Source organism: Arthrobacter sp. YD2 (assembly GCF_030410475.1).
GTDB classification, from domain to species: Bacteria; Actinomycetota; Actinomycetes; order Actinomycetales; family Micrococcaceae; genus Arthrobacter_B; species Arthrobacter_B zhangbolii.
Map to the genome: position 1 here is coordinate 773,562 of NZ_JAUHHB010000002.1, position 20,771 is coordinate 794,332.

Consider the following 20,771-nt stretch of genomic DNA (forward strand, 5'->3'; position numbering starts at 1 on the left):
CGCCTTAGGTTTCGCCCGCGCCGGGCGTCCGCGCCTCGCGTCCGCGCCGGGCGGACCGGAACGGCGGCAACGAAAATCCCTGCTCGCAGAGCTCGCAAGGATTATTAAAGCCGCCTAACCCGGTCCGTCCGGCGCTCTCGTTTTAATCGTCCCGTGAGCGACCGGGCGGGTCTGTAACGCTCGCCGGGTCAGGTCCGTGGTGCCAGAGGGAAGGTTACTCCGGTGAGTTCCTCCGAGATGGTCCAGAGGCGTTGCTGGATCGCTTGGTCGTGGGAGGCAGGGCTGGAGGTGACCGGCTTTGGGAAGCCGCGCGTCTGGGTGCGGTTGCCCGGACCGTAGTACTGGCCGCCGGTGACGTTCGGGTCGGTAGCCGCACGCAGGGTCGGGAGGGCGCCCATCGCCGGCGTCTGGGTGAGCACAGGAGCGAGCCAGGAGACCGGAATCCGGAGCGCTGCAGGTGTGTTCCTGATGAGTTCGGTGTTGGACACGCCGGGATGGGCGGCCACCGCAATGGTTGTGCCGTGGGAGGCCAGCCGTCGCTGCAGTTCATAGGTGAACATGAGGTTGGCGAGCTTGGCCTGGCCGTAGGCCGCCACGCGGTTATACGAGCGTTCCCACTGGAGATCGTCGAAATGGATGGCTGCACGGATCCGGTGGCCCGTGCTGCTGACCGTCACCACGCGCGAGCCGGGCACCGGCAGCAGCCGGTCCAGCAGCAGCCCGGTCAGGGCGAAGTGCCCAAGGTGGTTGGTACCGAACTGCAGCTCGAAGCCGTCCGCCGTGGTCCGCTTGGGTGTGTACATCACCCCGGCATTGTTAATCAGCAGGTCTATGCGCGGGTGGGCAGCCCTGATGCTCTGCGCAGCGGACCGGATGGAATCCAGGGACGTCAGGTCCAGCGCCTGGACCGTCACGTCGCCGGCAATGCCCGCGGCCGCCTGTTTGCCTTTCTGCAGGTCGCGCACCGCCAGGACCACCGTGGCACCGTGCTCGGCAAGCACCTTGGCAGTTTCGAAGCCCAGCCCGGTGTTGGCGCCGGTCACTACCGCCACCCGTCCCCGCTGATCGGGGACGTTTTGTTCATTCCATGTGCCGTTCATTCCAGCTCCTCAAACACCGTAGGTCTGTTACGTGGTGACGACGCTAAAAGACCGGCGGTCTGAAGTCAATAGACCGCCGGTCTATAAGTTAGGCTGGGGCCGTGACTTTCCAACGGGCACGCAGCGAAGAACAGAAGGAAGCCCGCCGTCGGGCGATCCTGGACACCACGGCTGCCATGCTGGAGGAAATGCCGGTAGCCGAGGTGAGCCTCAACGAGCTAAGCCGGCGGGTGGGGCTGGCCAAGTCGAATGTCCTGCGATATTTCGAGTCCCGCGAAGCGGTGCTGCTCGAACTGCTCGATGATTTCCTGGGGACGTGGCTTGCCGGGTTGGCAGAGGAACTGACAGCAGCGATTGAGCCGTCGGCGGCACCGGAGACCCGCGCGGATCAGCTGGCGGACATCCTCAGCCGTTCCCTGGGCGCACGTCCGGTGCTGTGCGACCTCTTCGGTGCGCAGGGCGGTGTCCTGGAACGCAACATCTCGGTGGAGGTGGCGAAGCACCATAAGCGGTCATCCCTGGCACGGCTGGAAACCATGACGGGCCTGATCCGTCACCACCTGCCCGAGCTTGGTGACGCTGCGCAACAATTCTGCCTGATGAGCCTCATCACGGCCGGCGCCCTCTCGTCCTACGTACCTGCCCCGCCCACCCTGCTTGCCGCCTACACCGAGGAGCCCGATCTGGGTGTTTTGAACGTGGATTTGCAGGACGCGCTGCAGATGGCTTTCACCTCCGCGCTCGTTGGGGTATTGCCGCGCGCGTGAGCCCGAAAGGCCATCGGTTTGCTCTGGTGAGAACACAGCCCCGGCGCTAATCTCGCTCCATGAGCCAGGAGCCGGCATGGTCGCAGAAGCGTGCCAAACGGATGGTTGCGCTGCTGCTTAGTGCCTGTGTTTCTTTCTGGCTGGTTATTCTCCTACCCTTTGACGAGCCCTGGAACTGGCTGATGGCCGGTCTGTCGCTGGCACTGGCGGGGGCCCTCGTCACCCTGCTGGCACGCCTTGCCCTGCGGCAGCGTGACGATTATTGGCGCGGGCAAAGGAACACTGACCGTTAGCCATCAGAGTCCAAGGAGCAAGAGCATGTCTTTCCAGGCCTACTTAGACGCCATCGAAGCGAAAACCGGACTAACGCCCCGCCACCTCCGGGGCCGCCCGAAGTGGCCGGAGTAGGCGCGCGGCAGGGGCAGGAGGGCCCGGAGTAGGCGTCCGCAAGGGGCCGGAGGGCCCGGAGTAGGCGCCCGCAAGGGCCCGGAGTAGGCGCCCGCAAGGGCCGGAGGGTCCGGGTTAGGCGGCTTTAATAATTTCTGCGAGCTCTGCGAGCAGGAATTTTCGTTGCCGCCGTTCCGGACCCTCCGGCCGCACAAGGTGACGAGAAGCGCCTAGAACAAAGCAACCTTCGGCGTCTTCGGGAAGATCCGGTCCAGTTCTTCCAAATCCTTCTCCGAGGGCACCCAATCCGCGGCCTCGGCGTTCTGCTGCACCTGCTCCACCTTGGTGGCACCGGCAATGACGGAGGCCACGGATGGCTGCGCTGCGAGCCAGGAGAAGGCCACCTGCACCTCGGTGAGGCCGCGCTCGGCGGCGAACCGGCCGAACTCCCGCAGCTGCTCAAAATCGGCGTTCTCCAGGAGGTTGGTCCGGGAGTGCGTGAGCCGGCTCCCCTCGGGTGCCTGGCCGCTGCTGTACTTTCCGGTGAGGAGGCCGTTGGCCAGCGGGAAATAGGGCAGCACGCCCAAACCATACGCCTCAGCCGCCGGAGTAACTTCCAGCTCGGCCCGGCGGTCCAGCAGGTTGTAGTGGTTCTGCGAGGAAATGAACGGCGTATAGCCGCCCATCCGCGCCACGAATTCCGCCTCGGCAATCTGCCAGCCGGCACGGTTGGAGTGTCCGATGTACCGCACCTTGCCACTGGTGACCAGATCATCCAGGGCAGCGAGGGTTTCCTCAATCGGCGTCAGCGGGTCCGGGGTGTGGAACTGGTAGAGATCGATCCAGTCCGTGTTCAGCCGGCGGAGCGACGCCTCCGCCGCTTTCACGATGTAGCGGCGCGATCCGCGGGCACCGAAGTCGGCACCGTTGGCTCCCTGCATGTCCATGCCGAACTTGGTGGCAAGGACCACGTCCTCGCGCCGGGAGCCCAGGGCCCTGCCGAGCATTTCCTCGCTGAGCCCCGGTGTCCGGCCATACGTATCGGCAACGTCAAAAAGCGTAATACCGGCGTCGATCGCGGCGCTGATGACGGCGTCGGTGCCCTCCTGCGATTCCGTGGGCGTTCCCGGACGGCCGAGGTTGTTGCAGCCCAGCCCTACCGTGGACACGGTCAGGCCGGAGTTTCCGAGTCTGTTGTAAGAAGTCATGGAAGCTACGCTATACCCGCCCGGGACGGAGCCCGCGTCCTATGCCGGGAAGATGTCCAGGCCGCTGTTGGGACCGGGCGCCTTGTCAGTTTCGAGGATGTACTGGATGGGGATGGCTCCGGTGGGCAGCAGGCCGGTGTAGACCTGCTCGCTGCGCCGGCGCTCCGCTTCGATGCCTTCCTCGCGGACAGCAGCGGAGAAGGCCTGCACTGCCAGCGGGTCCGTGCCCTGCTGTTCACTCCAGATGATGTACATGCCGTACAGGTCGGCTACGGGGGTTGTTTCATCCTCGTCCAGGTCACTTACCGTGCATTCGGCAAGAAAGCGGCGGATGTCCGGCACAGATCCATCAGTCATGCCTCCAAGACTATCCGCTGAGAGCCGTGCCACCCAGTCTCCTTACGCTCAGTAGCGGCCGGCCAGCAGGTAATCCTGAAAGGCCAGCGGAGCCGTACCGGTGAGACGCTCGATGTCCGGGCTCGCCGGGCCGAGCGCGCCGGCGGCGATGGCCTGGTAACTGCTGGTCCAGGCCTCCGCCTGCCAGCGGGCGGCATGCCCCTGCATCCGGCTGGCCATCGCCTGCTCATAGGTTTCGTTCTCATACCCGACATGGCTGCCGGAGACGCGGGTCAGGACCTCCGCAACTTCGGCCATGCTGAGCTCCGTTGGTCCGGTGAGCGTGTAGGTGCGGTTCCGGTGCTCCCCCGGGGCAAGGAGGATTGTGGCGGCGGTGCGTGCAATGTCGGTCCTGGCTACCGGGGCGAACCGGCCGTCTCCGGCAGGTCCCCGGATGACGCCGTCCGGCTGGATGAAGGTGGGCAGGACATCCTGGTACAGGCAGTTCCGCAGGAACGTCCAGGACATGCCGCTGCCCTTGATGTGCTCCTCGGTGGCCGCATGGTCCCGGGCCAGGGAAAACACTGCGTCCGGCGCGGCACCCATAAAGGAGGTGTACACAATGTGGTCCACCCCGGCCTCCGCCGCGGCGTCGACGAAGGTCTGCTGGTCTTCGACCCGGTGCGGGCTTTCGGCTGCGGACACCATAAAGAGCGTATGGACGCCGCGCAGCGCACTCACCGCCTGCGCGCGGTCCAGATAGGAAACGGCAAAGACCGGGGTGTCCGGCAGCTCGGGCAGCCGGGCCGTGTGCCTGGCCAGCAGCCGCTGGCGCACCCCTGACTCGGCCAGCAGCCGGGCAACGGCGCCGCCCAGGGCGCCGGTAGCGCCCGTGACGGCGAGGGCTGGAACGTTATCAGCCATGGCTTTCACACCCCTTTTTCCGTTGACCCGGCTAACGGGTCCCTGCACGGCTACTGGATTTTGGGCACCTGCCCTGTGGGCATTTCCTGCCCCGGGAGGGGCCGGGCAAACGGGACCTTCGTGCCCAGGACCTGGGCGACAATGTCATTGGCAACCTGCCGGGCCGTCAGTCCCACCCGCTCAAGCACCTCACCGCGGCTGCCATGGTCCAGGAACTCGACCGGCAGGCCGACTTCGTTCAGGGCGGTGTCCACCCCGGCGGCACGCATTTCCTGCCGGATCCGCGAACCGACCCCGCCTGCCCGCACGCCATCCTCGATCACTGTGACGATCCGGTGCTCCCCGGCCAGGCGGATGATTGACCGCGGCACCGGCAAGACCCAGCGCGGATCCACCACTGTGGAGCTGATGCCCTGCGCGTCCAGCCGCTCGGCTACGTCCAGGGCCATACCGGCCATGGCCCCCACACTCACAATCAGGACGTCGTTCGAGCTGTCGCCGCTGTGCCGGCGGGCCAGGATGTCCACGCCGTCGGCGGTTCGCTCCACTGCGTCGATATCGCGGCCCACGGTGCCCTTGGAGAACCGCACCACACTGGGCGCATCCGAGATGGCCACGGCTTCGCGCAGTTCCTCCTTCAGGCGGGTGGCGTCCCGGGGTGCGGACAGATGCAGGCCGGGCACAATCTGCAGCATGGACATGTCCCACATGCCGTGATGGCTGGCGCCGTCCGGTCCGGTCACCCCGGCACGGTCCAGCACAATGGTGACGCCGGCCTTGTGCAGGGCAACGTCCATCAGCAGCTGGTCGAAGGCACGGTTCAGGAACGTGGCGTACAGGGCGACGACGGGGTGCAGTCCGCCGAAGGCCATGCCGGCCGCCGAGGTGAGGGCATGCTGTTCGGCGATGCCGACGTCGAACACGCGGTCAGGATGCTTTGCCGCGAAACGGTGCAGGCCCACGGGGATCAGCATGGCGCCGGTGATACCGACAATGTCCGGACGCTCGTCGGCTATCTGGGCAATCTCCGTCGCAAAGACGGAGGTCCAGGATTCCTTGCCGCCCGGTTCCACCGGTGCGCCGGTCTCGGGATCAATAATGCCGACGGCGTGGAACTGGTCAGCTTCGTGGGCGCGGGCAGGCGCGTAGCCGCGGCCCTTCTCCGTCATGGCGTGCACAATCACGGGACCGGCATAGTTCTTGGCCTTGAGCAGTGCGCGTTCGACGGCGTCGAGGTCGTGTCCGTCGATGGGGCCCACGTACTTCATGCCCAGATCCTCGAAGAGGCCCTGGGGGGACCACCAGTCCTTGATGCCCTTCTTGGCGGCATGCAGGCTGCGGTAGGTGAAACGGCCCACAGGGCCGCCCTGCTGCAGCCGGTCCCGCCACCAGCCCAAGGTGTTCTCGTACGCGTGGTGCGTGCGCACGGCGTCAATGGTGGGGCGCAGCGAGGCCAGGTAGTCAGCCAGGCCGCCGATGGTCGGCGCGTAGGATCGGCCGTTGTCATTGACCACAATCACCACGCGGCGCCGCTGGTCCGCCGCAATGTTGTTCAGTGCCTCCCAGGCCATGCCGCCGGTCAGGGCGCCGTCGCCCACCATCACCACGGTGTAGCGATCGCTCTCGCCGTTCAGCTGCCGGGCCCGGGAAATGCCGTCTGCCCAGGACAGGGACGAGGAGGCGTGCGAGCTTTCCACAATGTCATGCACGGATTCCGCGCGGGACGGATAGCCGGAAAGCCCATGCTGCTGCCGCAGCGTTCCGAAGTCCTGGCGGCCGGTAAGGATTTTGTGCACGTAGGACTGATGGCCGGTGTCAAAGACGATGCTGTCCCGCGGCGAATCGAAGACCCGGTGGATGCCCATGGTCAGTTCCACCACGCCCAGGTTCGGGCCGAGGTGGCCGCCGGTCTGTGCCACGTTGGTGATCAGGAACGAACGGATCTCTTCAGCAAGCCGCTTCAGCTGTGTCAGCGAAAGCCTGCTGAGGTCCCGAGGGTCCCGGATTGTTTCCAGAAGTCCCAACAGGGTGCCTCCCTTGAGTCGTAGTCGGCGGCACTGCACACCGTCGCAATGGTTAACTCTAACGCCCAGTGTGCACTGCGCGGTTCCCCCACCAACGCATCAGGACCCCGCGTGCCCTGACCGCCCGTTGGACGGATCGGGGACGCGGGGTCCTGACAATGGTGCTGGTTGCTGCTACTTAGCGGAGATCTGCCGCAGCACGTACTGCAGGATGCCGCCGTTGCGGTAGTAGTCGGCTTCACCCGGGGTATCAATGCGCAGGACCGCATCGAAGGTGATGGCTTCGCCGTTTTCGGGGGTGGCCGTGACCCGGACAGTCTTGGGAGTGTTCCCGTTGTTCAGTTCGGTGACACCCTCAACCGCGAAGGTTTCCGTACCCGTCAGGCCCAGGGACTCGGCGTTGACGCCGGCCGGGTACTGCAGGGGAAGGACGCCCATGCCGATGAGGTTGGAGCGGTGGATGCGCTCGTAGCTCTCGGCGATGACAGCCTTGACGCCCAGCAGTGCGGTGCCCTTGGCGGCCCAGTCACGCGAGGAGCCGGAACCGTATTCCTTGCCGGCCAGGACGACCAGCGGGGTGCCGGCAGCCTGGTAGTTCATCGCGGCATCGTAAACGGCAGCCTGCGGAGCGTCGGCCTGGCTGAAGTCACGGGTGAAACCGCCTTCAACGCCGTCGAGCAGCTGGTTCTTGATGCGGATGTTGGCGAAGGTGCCGCGGATCATCACTTCGTGGTTGCCACGGCGGGAGCCGTAGGAGTTGAAGTCCTTGCGGGCCACACCGTGCTCCAGCAGGTACTTGCCTGCCGGGGTGTCGGACTTGAAGGAGCCGGCCGGGGAGATGTGGTCGGTGGTGACCGAATCGCCCAGCTTCAGCAGGACGCGGGCGCCCTCGATGTCGGAGACGGGCTCCGGCTGTGCCTTCATGCCCTCGAAGTACGGGGGCTTCCGGACGTACGTGGACTCCGTATCCCACTCGAAGGTTGCACCTTCGGGAGTGGGCAGGGACTGCCAGCGCTCGTCACCTTCGAAGATGGTGTCGTAGCTGTTGGAGAACATTTCCTTATCGATGGAGGCATCGATGATCTGCTGGACCTCAACCGGGTTCGGCCAGATGTCCTTCAGGAAGATGTCGTTTCCGGCTTCGTCCTGGCCCAGCGGGTCATTCTCGAAGTCGAAGTCCATGGTGCCGGCCAGGGCGTAGGCGACTACCAGCGGCGGGGAGGCCAGGTAGTTCATCTTCACGTCCGGGTTGATGCGGCCTTCGAAGTTGCGGTTACCGGAGAGCACCGCGGTGACGGCCAGGTCGGCTTCATTGATCGCGTCGGAGATTTCCTCTTCGAGCGGACCGGAGTTGCCGATGCAGGTGGCGCAGCCGTAGCCGACCACGAAGAAGCCCAGCTTCTCGAGGTACGGGATCAGTCCGGACTTCTCGTAGTAGTCCGTGACAACCTTCGAGCCCGGGGCCACGGAGGTCTTGACCCACGGCTTGGAGACCAGGCCCTTGTCCACCGCGTTGCGGGCCAGCACGGCGGCGGCCATCATCACGGAGGGGTTGGACGTGTTGGTGCAGGAGGTGATCGAGGCGATCGTCACGGCACCGTGGTCCAGCTCGAAGCTGCGGCCATCCGCCATGGTGACCGGCACGGAGTTGCTGGCGCGCTTGGCCGGGGCATCGGCTTCGGCAACCAGGTCGTGCTGGTGATCCTCGACGTGCGTGGCGTTGGCGTTGAAGGACGGAGCATCCGAGGCCGGGAAGGTTTCTTCCAGGGTCTCGTCTACAGTGCCGTTTTCCGCCTCAACGGTCTCGTGGACGTAGTTCTTCAGGTCATTGCGGAACTGCGTCTTGGCGTTGGTCAGCTCCACGCGGTCCTGCGGACGCTTCGGTCCGGCGATGGAGGAGACAACGGTGGACAGGTCCAGTTCCAGGTACTCGGAGTACTTGATCTCCTTGGACGGATCGTGCCAGAGGCCCTGTTCCTTGGCGTAGGCCTCCACGAGGGCTACGTTCTCCTCGGAGCGGCCGGTCAGGCGCAGGTAATCCAGGGTCACGTCGTCGATCGGGAAGATCGCGGCCGTGGAACCGAACTCCGGGCTCATGTTGCCGATGGTGGCGCGGTTGGCCAGCGGCACAGCGCCGACACCCTCGCCGTAGAACTCCACGAACTTGCCGACAACACCGTGCTTGCGCAGCATTTCGGTGATGGTCAGGACGACGTCGGTGGCGGTGGCGCCGGCGGGGATCTCACCGGTGAGCTTGAAGCCGACAACGCGCGGGATGAGCATGGAGACGGGCTGGCCGAGCATGGCTGCCTCGGCCTCGATGCCGCCAACGCCCCAGCCCAGGACGCCCAGGCCGTTGACCATGGTGGTGTGGGAGTCGGTGCCGACGCAGGTGTCGGGGTAGGCGCGCAGGACGCCGTCAACTTCACGCGTCATCACGGTGCGGGCCAGGTATTCGATGTTGACCTGGTGCACAATGCCCATTCCCGGGGGAACAACCTTGAAGTCATCGAATGCCGTCTGGCCCCAGCGCAGGAACTGGTACCGCTCGCCGTTGCGCTGGTACTCGATTTCCATGTTGCGCTCCAGGGCGCCGGCGTTGCCGAAGGCATCAATCTGCACCGAGTGGTCAATGACCATTTCGGCCGGTGCCAGCGGGTTCACGCGCTTGGGGTCGCCACCGAGATCGGCAACGGCCTCGCGCATGGTCGCCAGGTCCACGATGCAGGGAACGCCGGTGAAGTCCTGCATGATCACCCGGGCGGGGGTGAACTGGATTTCGGTGCTGGGCTCTGCTTCTGCATCCCACTGCGCCAGGGCACGTACGTGGTCCGCAGTGATGTTTGCACCGTCTTCGGTGCGGAGCAGGTTCTCCAGCAGGACCTTGAGGCTGAACGGAAGGCTCTGGGCGCCTTCGACGGAATTCAGCCGGAAAATTTCATACTCGGAACCATTAACGTCCAGGACGCCTTTGGATCCGAAGCTGTCCACATTAGTCATAACAGGACTCCTCTCGCCACCTTGTTATCTTTGTCCAGCTCACTACTGCCCGCCAGTTAGGTATTCCTAACAGCGACTCAAAGGGACCTGCGAGGGAAACCGGTGGTTCATTTCCCTGCCGAACGGCCCCCTGCCCGGGTATCGGCTTCCCCCAACAACGGGAAACTTCCTTAATGGCGCAGGACTGGACAACTGCCTCCCATCCTAGCCTTTACAGGGACGCCCGCAGGAGATATAGGCCACGACGCGGCGTGACGTATTTTCCATTCCCCCTGCGGGCGCCTGTTTCAGGCCTTGCGGAGGACCGCGAAGGACTCCATGTGGTGGGTGTGCGGGTACAGGTCGAATACCCGCAGGGTTTCGGGTTCCCACCCGGCGCTGCGGAAGTAGCCCAGGTCCCGGGCGAACGACGCCGGGTCGCAGGATACGTAGCCAACTACCCGGGGGGCGGCTGCGTCAATCTGCCGGACCACGGTCTTTCCGGCTCCGGCGCGCGGCGGATCCAGCAGGACGACGTCGAGCTTTCCGGCGTCCCGGAGCACCTTGTCCACCCGGCCCTGGTGAATCTGGACCTGGGGCGCGGCGAAGAGGTTCTTGCGGGCATCCCGGCTGGTGCCCGGGGAGCCTTCCACGGACAGGACGCGCCCGGATTCCCCGGCAGCTCCCGCCAGCGGAGCGGTAAACAGTCCGGCTCCGGCGTACAGGTCCGCGACGGCGTCCCCTGGCTGCACATCGAGGCCGGCCAGGACCGCCGTCGTCAGGGTTTCCGGGGCTGACCGGTGAATCTGCCAGAACCCGGCACCGGTGACCCGGTAGTCCTGTCCCAGCACGGTCTCCTGTACCCAGGTCCGTCCCTTGAGCCGTGTCAGTTCATGGCTTTCCGGGTTCCACGCCGCCACGGACACACCGTCGGGCAGGCTGCCGGCGATGCGGCCCAGGGTGCGCGGGTGGGTTCCCGCGGCCGGGATGAGCAGGACCAACGGCTGGCCGCCGGCGGCAGGGGCGGCAACCTCCACACGTTCGACGCCGGAGAAGTCGGTCTCCCAGAGGTGCAGGCTGTTGATGGCCTCCGCGGCGAGGGGCATTTCCTGAACCGGAATCAGTTCATCGGAACGGTGGGCGTGCATGGCCAGGCGCCCGCCCGGTGCCACGGAAAAGCTGACCCTGGTCCGCCAGCCCAGTCCGTCGCTGCTTTCATCCAGCGCCGGCTCCACCTCCGGTGCCAGGTCGGTTCCGCCGAGGCGGCGCAGCTGCTCGGCGAAGATCTCCGCCTTCAGCCGGCGCTGGACGGCCAGGTCAATGTGGCCAAACTCGGCCCCGCCCACCGGCAGCTTTCCCCGCGCCGCGGCCCGCAGGGCGTCCGCTTCCTTCCAGAAATGCTCGCGGCGTCCCTCGGCTGCTTCGAGGACCTCAACGACGTCGGCACGCCAGAATTTGGCGTCCTCGCCGGACTCCGTCAGCCGGACCCTGACCCGCTCCCCCGGCAGGGCATGCCGGACAAAAACAACGCGGCCCTCGTGGCGGGCAACAAAATGGCCGCCGTGGGCAGGTGCTTCTACGGTGAGTTCAATCGACATGGTGTGGCTGTACTTCCTTCAAGGGGCCTAAAAGTCCATCTCACCACGAGGGCCGGGCGCTGTGCTATTTGGGCCGCCGGCAGGACTAAGCTGGCGTTGATTGTTTTTCATCTGTGGAACAGTCACCAAGGACCGAACCGAAACCGAGGTAGGGCAGTTGGCCCATTACGTGATCATGGGGTGCGGGCGCGTGGGCGTCAGCCTGGCGCACACCCTGGACAATGCCGGCCATTCGGTCGCCATTATCGACCAGGACGAGCGGGCCTTCCGGCGCCTGCGGCACACCTTCACCGGCCGCAAGGTTACCGGCGTCGGGTTTGACCGTGACACGCTGAAGGCTGCCGGCATCGAGGAAGCCTATGCCTTTGCCGCCGTATCCAGTGGTGATAATTCCAACATCCTGGCCACCCGGGTTGCCCGCGAGACCTTTCATGTCGGGCACGTGGTTGCCCGTATCTATGATCCCGGACGCGCGGAGATCTACCAGCGGCTGGGAATCCCCACGGTGGCCGCGGTGCGCTGGAGCGCTGACCAGGTGCTGCGTCGGATCCTGCCTGAGCAGAGCATCAACGGCGATTTCAGGGAGTCTTCCGGCCGGCTGATCCTGGGCGAACTGGCGCTGCACGAGGCCTGGCTGGGCCGCTCACTCTCCGGTATCGAAGCCGCAGCAGGAGTCCGCATCGCCTACGTCACGCGTTTCGGGGAGGGAATACTCCCCCGCCCGGACAGCAGTTACCAGCAGGGCGACGTCCTGCACGCCATGATGTCCGTGGACCGGACGGCGGAAATCAGCAAAATCCTCTCCAAGGAACCGATCAGGGAGTCCCCGTGAAAGTTGTGATTGCCGGTGCCGGCAGCGTGGGCAGCTCCATTGCCAAGGAACTGCTCTCGCACGGGCACGATGTGCTGCTCATTGATGAGAAGCCCGAGTGCGTGGGCCGCAGCGGGCTGCGCGGTGCGCGCTGGCTCATTGGCGACGCCTGCGAACTTACCACCCTCAAGGACGCCCAGCTGGAAGATGCCGACGTCGTGGTCTCGGCCACGGGTGACGACAAGGTGAACCTGGTGGTCTCGCTGCTGGCCAAAAGCGAGTTCGGTGTGGCGCGCACGGTCGGCCGGGTCAACAACCCCAAGAACGACTGGATGTTTGATGACTCCTGGGGTGTGGACGTAGCCGTGAACACCCCGCGGCTGATGACGGCCCTGGTGGAGGAGGCAGTGGAGATCGGTGACCTGGTCCGGCTGCTGACGCTGCAGACCGGTGTCTCCTCGATGGTGGAATTCACCGTCCCCGCGGATTCGCACCTGACCGGACGGACCCTTGGCTCCATCGACTGGCCGCTGGATGCCACGGTGGTGGCCATCCTGCGCGACGACGTGCCCATCACCCCCAGCAACGACGACGTCGTCGAACCCGGCGACGAACTGTTCTTCATCACCACCATCGCGGCGGAGGATGATCTGCGTGCCGTACTGGCCCCCGGCGCCGATCAGCGTGCCGGTCAGGGAGCGGACGCGGACCCCGCTTCCGGCGGGGCATCGGATGCGGAGCCGTCCGAAACAATGGCCGCGGGACGGGAAACCACCCAGGCCAGCCACAATCCCAGCGCATAGAGCGGTACGCCCATGGCCAGTCGCATGGTGCCCAGGGCGGCAACGTTGTCCGCAAGGTACAGCGGCAGCTGGACTGCCAGCCGCAGCGCGAAGACCGCCACGATGATCCAGCTGGCCCAGATGTAGGCCTTCATCCGCACCGGCACGGCCCGCCAGTCCAGGTTCTCGCCCCGGATGAATCCGAAGAGCAGCCCGGCCACGGGCCACTTCACGGCGATGGAGACCAGGAAGGCCAGGATGTACGCCGCGTTGAGGTAGAAGCCGGGCACGAAGTAGGTGGCGCCCTCGCCGCTGCGAAGGGCAACAAACGCGCAGATCGCGACGCCGGCCACCCCGGTCAGGGACTGCATCAGCGGACGGCGCTGGATCAGGTTGGCAATGGAAAAGACCGCCGCGGCTGCCACTGCTGCACCCAGGGCAAGGTTCAGCGCGGCACCCACGGTGTAGAGGAGCGTAAACAGCAGGCCCGGGACAATTGCTTCAGCCAGTCCGCGGATTCCACCCACGGATTTCAGGACGTCAATCTGGCCGTCTTCGCGGCGTTCCATGCCTGCCCGGGCGGCATACTGTCCCGCGAGCCGGTTCAAATCCGGCTGGCCTTCACCGGGGTCCTTCTGGGTGCTCATGCGTCGGCCTCCGGGCGTCCAATGATTTCGTATCTCGGGTTGAAGATTGTGGGATAGCCGTCCACCGTCGAGACCATACCCTCGAAGGCGAGGGAGGTCCCTGCCTCGACCCCGGGAACGCGGCGCTGGCCAACCCAGATGAGCCGCACCTTGGGGCGGGGCTTCAGCGGGGAGCTGCGGTACGCCGCCATGGAATCCTCCACCATCGCCGTGAAACGCGGCGGCTCGGTGGCCGGCGCAACCGTGATGGCTGATACGTAACCGCGGCAGTAGGCCCTGCCGCGTGGCGGCAGGGACTTGACGCTGACGAAGTGGGGGGAACCGTAGGCTGTTGGCACCGATTAGCCGATCGTCGTGATTTCCGGGCCACGCTTAGGTGCGGAAGGCCGGGCGGGGCCTGCAGCCGGCCGCGGCAGCGGGGATGCGTCTCGCGGCAGGCGCAGCTGTAGCAAATCCCTGGGCGGCAGCGGCTGCTCGCCGCGGACAACCACCACGTTACGGAAGACATCCTCCAGGGGGCGTGCAGCTTCGGGGTTCATGGCTGCCGGACCGCCGAAGACGCCGCGAAGGAACCAGCGGGGCCCGTCAACACCGACGAAACGCGCCACCCGGTAGCCCTTGGAGCCATCCTGTGCCTGGGCCGGGACCTTGGCCAGCAGCTCAGTGCCGAAGGTGCCGGTAAGTTCATCCACGGTTCCGCCCTGGGAACTGACCGACTTGCCGATCTGCTCACGGATGTCGTCCCAGAGAGTTTCCGAGCGGGGAGCAGCGAACGCCTGGAGCTGCAGGCTGGAGCCCTCAAGATCCAGCGTCACGGCGACCACGCGCTGGGTCTTCTCCTCGACCTCCAGGCGCAGCTGCAGCCCCTGGGAAGCAGCGATCCGCAGGGCACCGAGATCAATGTAGCCTTCCTCCGAAGGCCGGTCGCTCAGGTCATAGGGGCCGGCCGCCTCCGGTGTGCCGGCCTCCGCCGCCGCGGAATCCTGCGCACCTGCGTCCTGCACGTCGCCTGCCGTCTCGGCGGCAACGCCGGCAGCTGCCGGTTCCTCTGCCTTGGTTTTCTTACGGCGCCCAAATGCCATAACCAGGTTCCTTCTCTCTCATCTGCGAAGTTCAAATTTCCCGGCACGGCAGCCGGGCACGGGCTCAGGCCGGTACGGCGCTGAAGCCCCCGGTGGAGCCAAACCCGCCGGCGCCGCGAACGGAGTCCGGCAGTTCGTCAACGACAACAAACCCTGCGGTTTCCACCCGCTGGATCACCAGTTGCGCAATCCGGTCACCCCGCCGCAGGCTGACTGCCTCAGTGGTGTCGGTATTGATCAGTGTGACGGAGATTTCCCCCCGGTAGCCTGCATCGACGGTCCCGGGTGCATTGACAATGCTGATGCCGTGTTTGGTGGCAAGTCCGGAGCGGGGGTGCACAAAGGCGGCATAGCCGTGCGGCAGCGCCAGGGCAACACCGGTGGGAATGAGCTTCCGCTCCCCCGGCTCCAGCGTGAAATCGATCCGCGAGCGAAGGTCCGCCCCGGCGTCGCCGGGATGGGCATACGAGGGCGCTTCCAGGCCTTCGTCAAGCATCTTGAGCTGCACCTTCAGGGTGGTCGCTTCCTCTGGCACCAGTTTCTCCGGTTTCAATAGACCTGCATCCGCTGTCCTGCGGCCGGAGCGGCCACACGGAAGTGAATGGACAAATATGAATGGTGCCCCGCTTTGGCGGGGCCGGTTGCTTCGCGGGCGTCCGCCCGGGTCAACCCACCACACTTTAGCGCGTTTTCCTGTACGGTTCCCCGGCTCCGCACTGACGGCACGGCGCGGGATGAAATGCCTCGGCAAAGGTGAAAAGCTGTTGGTATGTCATCCCCTTCTGCCAAGAGCCCCGCGAACACAGTGCTGTACTCCGAACGGCTCACGCCCTCCATCTGGATCTGGCTTATCGCCGCCGGCCTTGCCTCCGCCTGCATCCTCGTTTTTATGCCCATCAGTGTTTTTGCCGGCATCACCGGCGCGGTGATTGCCGCCATCATCCTTGCCGTCCTGCTGATCCTCTCCACCCCTGCCATCCGGGTCACGCCGGACTCCCTGCAGGTGGGACGCGCCCAGATTGAACGCCGTTTCATCGGCCGGGTGGAAGGCTTCCGCGGAGATGACGCCACGCTCCAGCGGGGACCGGCGCTGAACGCCACTGCCTACATGTGCATCCGGGGATGGATCTCGCCGGTGGTCCGGATTGAAATCACCGACCCGGCGGACCGCACGCCGTACTGGCTCACCTCCACCCGGCACCCCGAGAAGCTGGTTCAGGCACTGACCGAGGGCCGCTAGGGCATCAGCCTTCGCAGTCCACGCAGTAGTACATTCCGTCCTTCTCCAAGGCAATCTGGGAGCGGTGGCGGACCAGGAAGCAGGAGGCACAGGTGAATTCGTCTGCCTGCGCCGGCATGACCCGGACAAGCAGCTCTTCACTGGAAAGGTCGGCGCCGGGCAGTTCGAAGCCCTCGGCGGCCTCTGCCTCGTCCTCGTCCACCACAGCCGACTGCGGATCCACCCGCCGGGTCTTGAGTTCTTCTATCGACTCCTCGCCGGCGTCCTCTTCGGTCTTGCGGGGGGCGTCATAATCTGTCGCCATAATGTTTTCTTCTCACCGTCCGGTTGAGTGGTGTTCGCCGTTCCCTGAGTCCGCGCAGGACCGGCTGTCCGGACCCGTGTCAGCGACTCGGAGATATCAACGCCACGGATACCTGTTTTGTGCCCGTAAAGCAGAGATTTTTGCCTAACGGCGGACAAAAAGCCAACCGGTGTCTCCCGGGCGGGCCGGGGGCCGGCTTTCGGCCCCTTCCCAATCGCGCCACACCCGGCCAAACCTTAGGTTTTCGCCTCGGGTGATGGCATTGTTTCAAGAAGGAATTGCTATCGGGTGGAGGATTTTTTGATGCAGGATCTACGGCTGGTGGGTGTCCATGAAGGTGGCGAACATCTGCTGTTAAGCGGCAAGGGTGGCGAAACGTTCCGTCTGCGGATCGATGAAGCACTGCGTGTGGCAGCTTCACGCCCCACGCACCGGTCCGCACCACAGGCGGACGCCTCCACCGGGTCCGGCCCCAGCATGACGCCCCGGGACATCCAGGCCCGGATCCGCTCCGGCGCCAGCGCCGAGGAAGTGGCTGAGTTGTCCGGCCACGACCTGGCGCATATCCGCCGCTACGAAGGTCCGGTGCTCGCCGAACGCGAGTATGTGGCCCGGCAGGCCCAGGCCGTTGAAGTTGCGGCCCCGATGTCCGCCACGCACGACGGTTACCGGAGCGCCTTTGGCGAGAACCCGGTCAACCTCGGCGATATGGTCCTGCACCGCCTGCGTTCCTTCGGTGTGGACCCTGATTCCGTGCAGTGGGATGCCTGGCGGCGGCCGGACGGCACCTGGGAGGTTGTTGCCCGGTTCGACCTCAGCGAAAAGTCCCGCGTAGCCGTGGGTGAGGAGCCCCCCGCGCGCTGGATTTTCAGTCCGCTGCGCAAGAGCGTCACCAATACCAACAGGTGGGCCCAGGTCCTTAGCGAACTCGAGCCGCTGGACTCCCCCGTTCCCACCCGCCGCCTGGCCGCCGTCGCGGACCGTGTCTTCGACTTCGAAGCCGAGAGCGGGCCGGAGGAGCCGTCCACGGACACCGACAGCATCCTCGAAGTCCTCCGTTCGCGCCGCGGGCAGCGTCTGGGCAGCGACGAAGAAGGGGATGACGCCCTTGCCACACTGCTCGCCAAGGGCAGTGTTCCCGCTGCCCACCCGCGGGACGGGCGTGCCGATGCCGAAGAGGACGACGACGCAGGAAAGCGGCCGCGTACAGGCCGGCTTACCCTGGCTCCGTCCATCAGCGCACCGTCGGCGGAGGACCCGTCCACTGCTGCTGCGGCCGACGGCGAGGGCACCATTGATCCCATCACGCTGCCGGGCGGGGTGACCCAGACCCGGGAAATCAGTGTCCTGGCCCGCCCGTTCCGCCGCCGTGCGGCCCGCACCGGGGACTCCCCTGACTCCGGGCCGGCGGACACGCAGGACGCTTCGGCATCCCAGGCAGACCCCACAGCGGAAAACACGCCAGCTGTTTCCGAGCCGGCCGAGGACGCGGCAGACACTGTGGCTGCAGCACGGAAGAATGCCGGACGGGACTTCCCCTGGGACCGGCTGCCCAACGGCGGCCGGGGCCAGCGCGTGGACGAGTCGGACAGCTCCAAGGACGCCAAGCCGGAGGACGGCTCCGAACGCAGGGTGATTAAGCCCAAGCGTTCCTCTGTACCGTCCTGGGACGAGATAGTCTTCGGCACCAAGGGCGATTAGTCCTCCGGCGCCTCCGGCCACCGGAAACACGAACGCAGAAGGGCTGCCTGCCGCGGGCAGCCCTTCTGCGTTGCTGGTTGGGGCCGGTAGTGAGTTGGGACCGGTTGCTGGTTGACCAGGTAGTCCCGCCGGCCAGTCGGTGGGGTTTAGTGGCGCCGGCGCTGTCCCGCAGCCGGTTCCACGGAGCAGATATCCGCCGAGGCGGGCTCACCCTCGTCTGTCAGCAAGGCCGCCTGATGCGCGGTGACCCGCCGCATGTAATGCCGGCGGCACAGGGTTTCGTAGCCAACCGCCGGGGCGGTACCCGAGGAAGCGGCCTCCAGCAGGTCATCGGCGTCAAAGAGCGGCTGATCGTGAAACAGGGGCCCGGCATCTGCCTGCCCGTCCCGGCGCGCGTCCGGAGCTGCGGCGGAGGCACGGGCCTCAACGTCACCCACTACCACCTGGTCCCCCTCCGTAACCATCACGCCGTCGACCGTTCGCGCATTATGGGTGGCGCGCCGGCCGCACCAGCACAGGGCCCGAACCTGGAGGACCTCCATGCGGTCGGCCAGCTCCACCAGGCGCTGGGACCCGGGAAACAACCGGGTGCGGAAGTCCGAGGTGATGCCGAAGGCAAACACGTCAATGCCCATTTCATCAACCACACAGGCCAGCTGTTCCACCTGGTCGGCACTGTAGAACTGCGCTTCGTCGCAGATCAGGTAGTCCACGTTGTGTCCCGCCGCGCGGCAGTTGAGCACCTCGGCCCAGAAATCCGTGTCGTCACGGACTTCGACGGCGGGAGTCTGCAGTCCGAGCCGGCTGGAGATCATGGATTCACCGGCGCGGTCATTGCGGCTGAACAGGATTCCCCCGCGTCCGCGGGCGCTGTGGTTGTAGTCCATCTGGAGCGCGAGGGTTGATTTCCCGCAATCCATGGTGCCCGAAAAAAAGACCAGTTCTGCCATGACTACTTTCCGCCGCTGGCCGCACGGGGCCGGGCGTGTGAGCGGGTGGGGGTTTCCGGGCGGGCCAGGACCAGGAGCGGCACTTCGCACTCAGCCCGTGTCAGTGAGCCGTGCTGGCCGACCACATCGAAGGCAGAGGCGGGCACACGCCGCAGGTCGTAGAGGGCGATGGGTTCGCGGGCGGCTACCAGGAGGTCACCGATGCGCGGCAGTACGGCCGGATCCACGTCCGGCCCGAAATACCCGGCCTGCACCGCCTCGTTCCGGGTGAAGATCCAGGCCCGGTTGCCATAGGCTTTCTGCCAGGCGGACCGCAGCCGCTCCAGTGCGGCGCTGCCGGCGTCGGGCTCCAGGTACAGGTGCACCATGCGCGGCTCGCCCGCAGTGTGCCGGACGCCGTCGATAAGTTCAGGCTGCGTACTGAAGTCGAAACGTGCGCCGGCGGGAACATCCACCATTCCGTGGTCCGCCGTCAGCAGCACCAGGGTACCGGCGGGCACCCTGGCGACGAGGCGTTTGAGTGCGCTGTCCAGCTCTTCAAGTTCGTTGCCCCACTCGGCGGAGGCGGACCCGTAGCGGTGCCCGGCCTTATCCAGCTCGTTCCAGTACAGGTACATCAGCATCCGGTCCGCTCCGGCGAGGGCATCCACCGCAGCGGAAACCCTCGCATGGACACCGGAGGCCGGGATGAACGTGCCGCCCCGCAGCGCCGCGCGGGTCAGGGCGGAATCGGCAAAGCGCGGCAGGCTGACGGTGGCAACGGAAACATGCCCGGCTGCCTCTTCCAGGACGGTGGGATACGGCTGCCAGCGCAGCGGATCCACGCCGGCGTCCCAGGAGCCGAGCATGTTCACCACCTTGTCCTGCTCCGGATCCAGCACGTCGTAGCCTACGAGTCCGTGCCGTCCGGGCGGCAGTCCGGTGCCCAGGGAGGCCAGCGAGGCCGCCGTCGTCGTGGGGAAAGAGGCATCCAGGCTGCGGGCACCGGGCAGGAAGCTCCGCAGGAAGGGGGCGTGTCCGCCGCGCTTCTTCAGCAGGGACAGGCCGAGGCCGTCCACCATGACAACACAAACGCGTTTGGCGGCCGGCAGGTTCAGCCGGTTGGTGTATCCGGGCACACCCAGGACGGCAGCTGCGCTGGCGAGGACATCGCTTACGGAGCGGCTGCCGTAAGCCGGTGCCGCGGGCAGGGGCGAGGGAACGGCGGAGTCGGATCCCACGGAGCTACCGCTGCGGGTGGGCGCGGTTGAAGCGTCCGCCAATGCCGGGAACACGCCGCGTGTCGGTGTCCAGGGGACGGGGCGCGGTGGTGGTGTCCGTGTTGACCTTGCGCAGTGCGCGCGCGAAGGCCTTGGCGTTCTGCACTGCCTGCGCGCCGTCGGCTTCGGAGCTCACGCGCAGCACAATGTCCTCCTGGGCAATGGTGCCCGTGTAACCGTGGTCCGCCTCGCACTGCGGGTCGGCACAGCCTGCCGGACCCATGTCCAGCCGCTGCCCGCCGGACCAGGCGATGGCCAGGGTCATTTCGCGGACCGGATCGGAAGGCTTGTAGTTCTGCGGCTGGGCATACATGTAACCCAGCACCACGGAGCGGATCTGGGTGACCGGAACCGATTCGGTGGATACCTGGGCCATCATCTGCTCGCCGGCCTCATCCAGCTGCTGATCATCCACGTGGGTGATAACCAGCATGTCCTCGGTCAGGACCAGCACGGTGATGTGCCGGTGCACCTCGGTGCGCTCAAAGTGCGTTTCGAGGTGGATGAGGTGGGACAGCGGTTCCCGGCCGTCGAGGGCGTCGTGGACGACCTCGGCCAGGAGCGTCGGGTAGAAGCCCGCACGTTCCATGGAGGCATCAAGGCTGCGGCGTTCAGCGGAAAGTAACGGCGACATGTCTCCAGTTTCCCCCAGATCGGCCTCCAGTGCCTAAA

21 protein-coding genes are annotated in these 20,771 nt (G+C 65.9%); 6 read left to right on the forward strand and 15 right to left on the reverse strand.

The window, feature by feature from the left end:
• Window positions 1-188 precede the first annotated feature (188 nt).
• Window positions 189-1,100, reverse strand: coding sequence for an SDR family NAD(P)-dependent oxidoreductase (locus QWJ37_RS10265; RefSeq protein WP_290245217.1), 912 nt, complete (start codon window positions 1,098-1,100; stop codon window positions 189-191).
• Between the two features lie 101 nt (window positions 1,101-1,201).
• Between QWJ37_RS10265 and QWJ37_RS10270 the strand changes: the two genes are divergently transcribed.
• Both QWJ37_RS10270 and QWJ37_RS10275 read left to right on the forward strand, forming a co-directional pair.
• The gene (locus QWJ37_RS10270; RefSeq protein ID WP_290245218.1) at window positions 1,202-1,867 is read left to right on the forward strand and encodes a TetR/AcrR family transcriptional regulator; all 666 of its coding nucleotides are present in this window, start codon (window positions 1,202-1,204) and stop codon (window positions 1,865-1,867) included.
• A 59-nt stretch (window positions 1,868-1,926) separates the two neighbouring features.
• On the forward strand, window positions 1,927-2,160 hold the full coding sequence (locus QWJ37_RS10275) for a hypothetical protein (protein WP_290245219.1): 234 nt from the start codon (window positions 1,927-1,929) through the stop codon (window positions 2,158-2,160).
• 324 nt (window positions 2,161-2,484) lie between these two features.
• Here the strand turns inward: QWJ37_RS10275 and QWJ37_RS10280 are convergent, their stop codons facing one another.
• The 6 genes from QWJ37_RS10280 to QWJ37_RS10305 form a co-directional block, all read right to left on the reverse strand.
• Entirely contained in the window at window positions 2,485-3,462 is a 978-nt protein-coding gene (locus QWJ37_RS10280) for an aldo/keto reductase (RefSeq protein ID WP_290245220.1), read from the reverse strand.
• Between the two features lie 39 nt (window positions 3,463-3,501).
• A complete protein-coding gene (locus QWJ37_RS10285) occupies window positions 3,502-3,819 on the reverse strand; it encodes a hypothetical protein (protein ID WP_290245221.1) in 318 nt (105 codons plus the stop codon).
• Between the two features lie 48 nt (window positions 3,820-3,867).
• Window positions 3,868-4,722: an SDR family oxidoreductase gene (locus QWJ37_RS10290; RefSeq protein ID WP_290245222.1), complete on the reverse strand. Its 855-nt coding sequence runs from the start codon at window positions 4,720-4,722 to the stop codon at window positions 3,868-3,870.
• Window positions 4,723-4,772: 50 nt separating this feature from the next.
• Window positions 4,773-6,746: a 1-deoxy-D-xylulose-5-phosphate synthase gene (dxs, locus tag QWJ37_RS10295; RefSeq protein WP_227902189.1), complete on the reverse strand. Its 1,974-nt coding sequence runs from the start codon at window positions 6,744-6,746 to the stop codon at window positions 4,773-4,775.
• 174 nt (window positions 6,747-6,920) lie between these two features.
• Entirely contained in the window at window positions 6,921-9,746 is a 2,826-nt protein-coding gene (gene acnA / locus QWJ37_RS10300; protein WP_290245223.1) for an aconitate hydratase AcnA, read from the reverse strand.
• Window positions 9,747-10,033: 287 nt separating this feature from the next.
• Window positions 10,034-11,323, reverse strand: a complete 1,290-nt coding sequence (locus QWJ37_RS10305) for a TRAM domain-containing protein (protein ID WP_290245224.1) — start codon at window positions 11,321-11,323, stop codon at window positions 10,034-10,036.
• Between the two features lie 157 nt (window positions 11,324-11,480).
• Here QWJ37_RS10305 and QWJ37_RS10310 point away from each other — a divergent pair, with 157 nt between their 5' ends.
• Together QWJ37_RS10310 and QWJ37_RS10315 are read left to right on the forward strand one after the other, a co-directional pair.
• Window positions 11,481-12,155 carry a TrkA family potassium uptake protein gene (locus tag QWJ37_RS10310; RefSeq protein WP_227902192.1) on the forward strand — a complete coding sequence of 225 codons (675 nt, stop codon included), beginning with the start codon at window positions 11,481-11,483 and terminating at the stop codon, window positions 12,153-12,155.
• Window positions 12,152-12,937 carry a TrkA family potassium uptake protein gene (locus tag QWJ37_RS10315; RefSeq protein ID WP_227902193.1) on the forward strand — a complete coding sequence of 262 codons (786 nt, stop codon included), beginning with the start codon at window positions 12,152-12,154 and terminating at the stop codon, window positions 12,935-12,937. The genes QWJ37_RS10310 and QWJ37_RS10315 overlap by 4 nt, the downstream gene beginning before the upstream one ends.
• On the opposite strand, the gene QWJ37_RS10320 is transcribed toward QWJ37_RS10315, so the two are convergent.
• The 4 genes from QWJ37_RS10320 to dut form a co-directional block, all read right to left on the reverse strand.
• On the reverse strand, window positions 12,826-13,563 hold the full coding sequence (locus QWJ37_RS10320; protein WP_290245225.1) for a DUF3159 domain-containing protein: 738 nt from the start codon (window positions 13,561-13,563) through the stop codon (window positions 12,826-12,828). The genes QWJ37_RS10315 and QWJ37_RS10320 overlap by 112 nt on opposite strands.
• On the reverse strand, window positions 13,560-13,901 hold the full coding sequence (locus QWJ37_RS10325; RefSeq protein ID WP_227902195.1) for a hypothetical protein: 342 nt from the start codon (window positions 13,899-13,901) through the stop codon (window positions 13,560-13,562). The genes QWJ37_RS10320 and QWJ37_RS10325 overlap by 4 nt, the downstream gene beginning before the upstream one ends.
• 3 nt (window positions 13,902-13,904) lie before the next feature.
• Entirely contained in the window at window positions 13,905-14,645 is a 741-nt protein-coding gene (locus QWJ37_RS10330) for a DUF3710 domain-containing protein (protein WP_227902196.1), read from the reverse strand.
• A gap of 64 nt (window positions 14,646-14,709) precedes the next feature.
• Window positions 14,710-15,180, reverse strand: coding sequence for a dUTP diphosphatase (gene dut, locus QWJ37_RS10335; RefSeq protein WP_341482016.1), 471 nt, complete (start codon window positions 15,178-15,180; stop codon window positions 14,710-14,712).
• A 234-nt stretch (window positions 15,181-15,414) separates the two neighbouring features.
• Between dut and QWJ37_RS10340 the strand changes: the two genes are divergently transcribed.
• The gene (locus tag QWJ37_RS10340) at window positions 15,415-15,885 is read left to right on the forward strand and encodes a DUF3093 domain-containing protein (RefSeq protein WP_227902198.1); all 471 of its coding nucleotides are present in this window, start codon (window positions 15,415-15,417) and stop codon (window positions 15,883-15,885) included.
• A gap of 4 nt (window positions 15,886-15,889) precedes the next feature.
• Here the strand turns inward: QWJ37_RS10340 and QWJ37_RS10345 are convergent, their stop codons facing one another.
• On the reverse strand, window positions 15,890-16,189 hold the full coding sequence (locus QWJ37_RS10345) for a DUF4193 domain-containing protein (protein WP_227902199.1): 300 nt from the start codon (window positions 16,187-16,189) through the stop codon (window positions 15,890-15,892).
• 303 nt (window positions 16,190-16,492) lie between these two features.
• Here QWJ37_RS10345 and sepH point away from each other — a divergent pair, with 303 nt between their 5' ends.
• Window positions 16,493-17,890, forward strand: a complete 1,398-nt coding sequence (gene sepH, locus QWJ37_RS10350; protein ID WP_290245226.1) for a septation protein SepH — start codon at window positions 16,493-16,495, stop codon at window positions 17,888-17,890.
• A gap of 146 nt (window positions 17,891-18,036) precedes the next feature.
• Here the strand turns inward: sepH and QWJ37_RS10355 are convergent, their stop codons facing one another.
• The 3 genes from QWJ37_RS10355 to QWJ37_RS10365 are packed head-to-tail and all read right to left on the reverse strand — an operon-like array spanning window position 18,037 to window position 20,733.
• Window positions 18,037-18,840, reverse strand: a complete 804-nt coding sequence (locus tag QWJ37_RS10355; protein ID WP_290245227.1) for a thymidine kinase — start codon at window positions 18,838-18,840, stop codon at window positions 18,037-18,039.
• Window positions 18,841-18,842: 2 nt separating this feature from the next.
• Window positions 18,843-20,060 carry a nucleotide pyrophosphatase/phosphodiesterase family protein gene (locus QWJ37_RS10360; protein ID WP_227928008.1) on the reverse strand — a complete coding sequence of 406 codons (1,218 nt, stop codon included), beginning with the start codon at window positions 20,058-20,060 and terminating at the stop codon, window positions 18,843-18,845.
• A gap of 4 nt (window positions 20,061-20,064) precedes the next feature.
• Window positions 20,065-20,733: a DUF5998 family protein gene (locus QWJ37_RS10365; RefSeq protein WP_290245228.1), complete on the reverse strand. Its 669-nt coding sequence runs from the start codon at window positions 20,731-20,733 to the stop codon at window positions 20,065-20,067.
• Window positions 20,734-20,771: the final 38 nt, after the last annotated feature.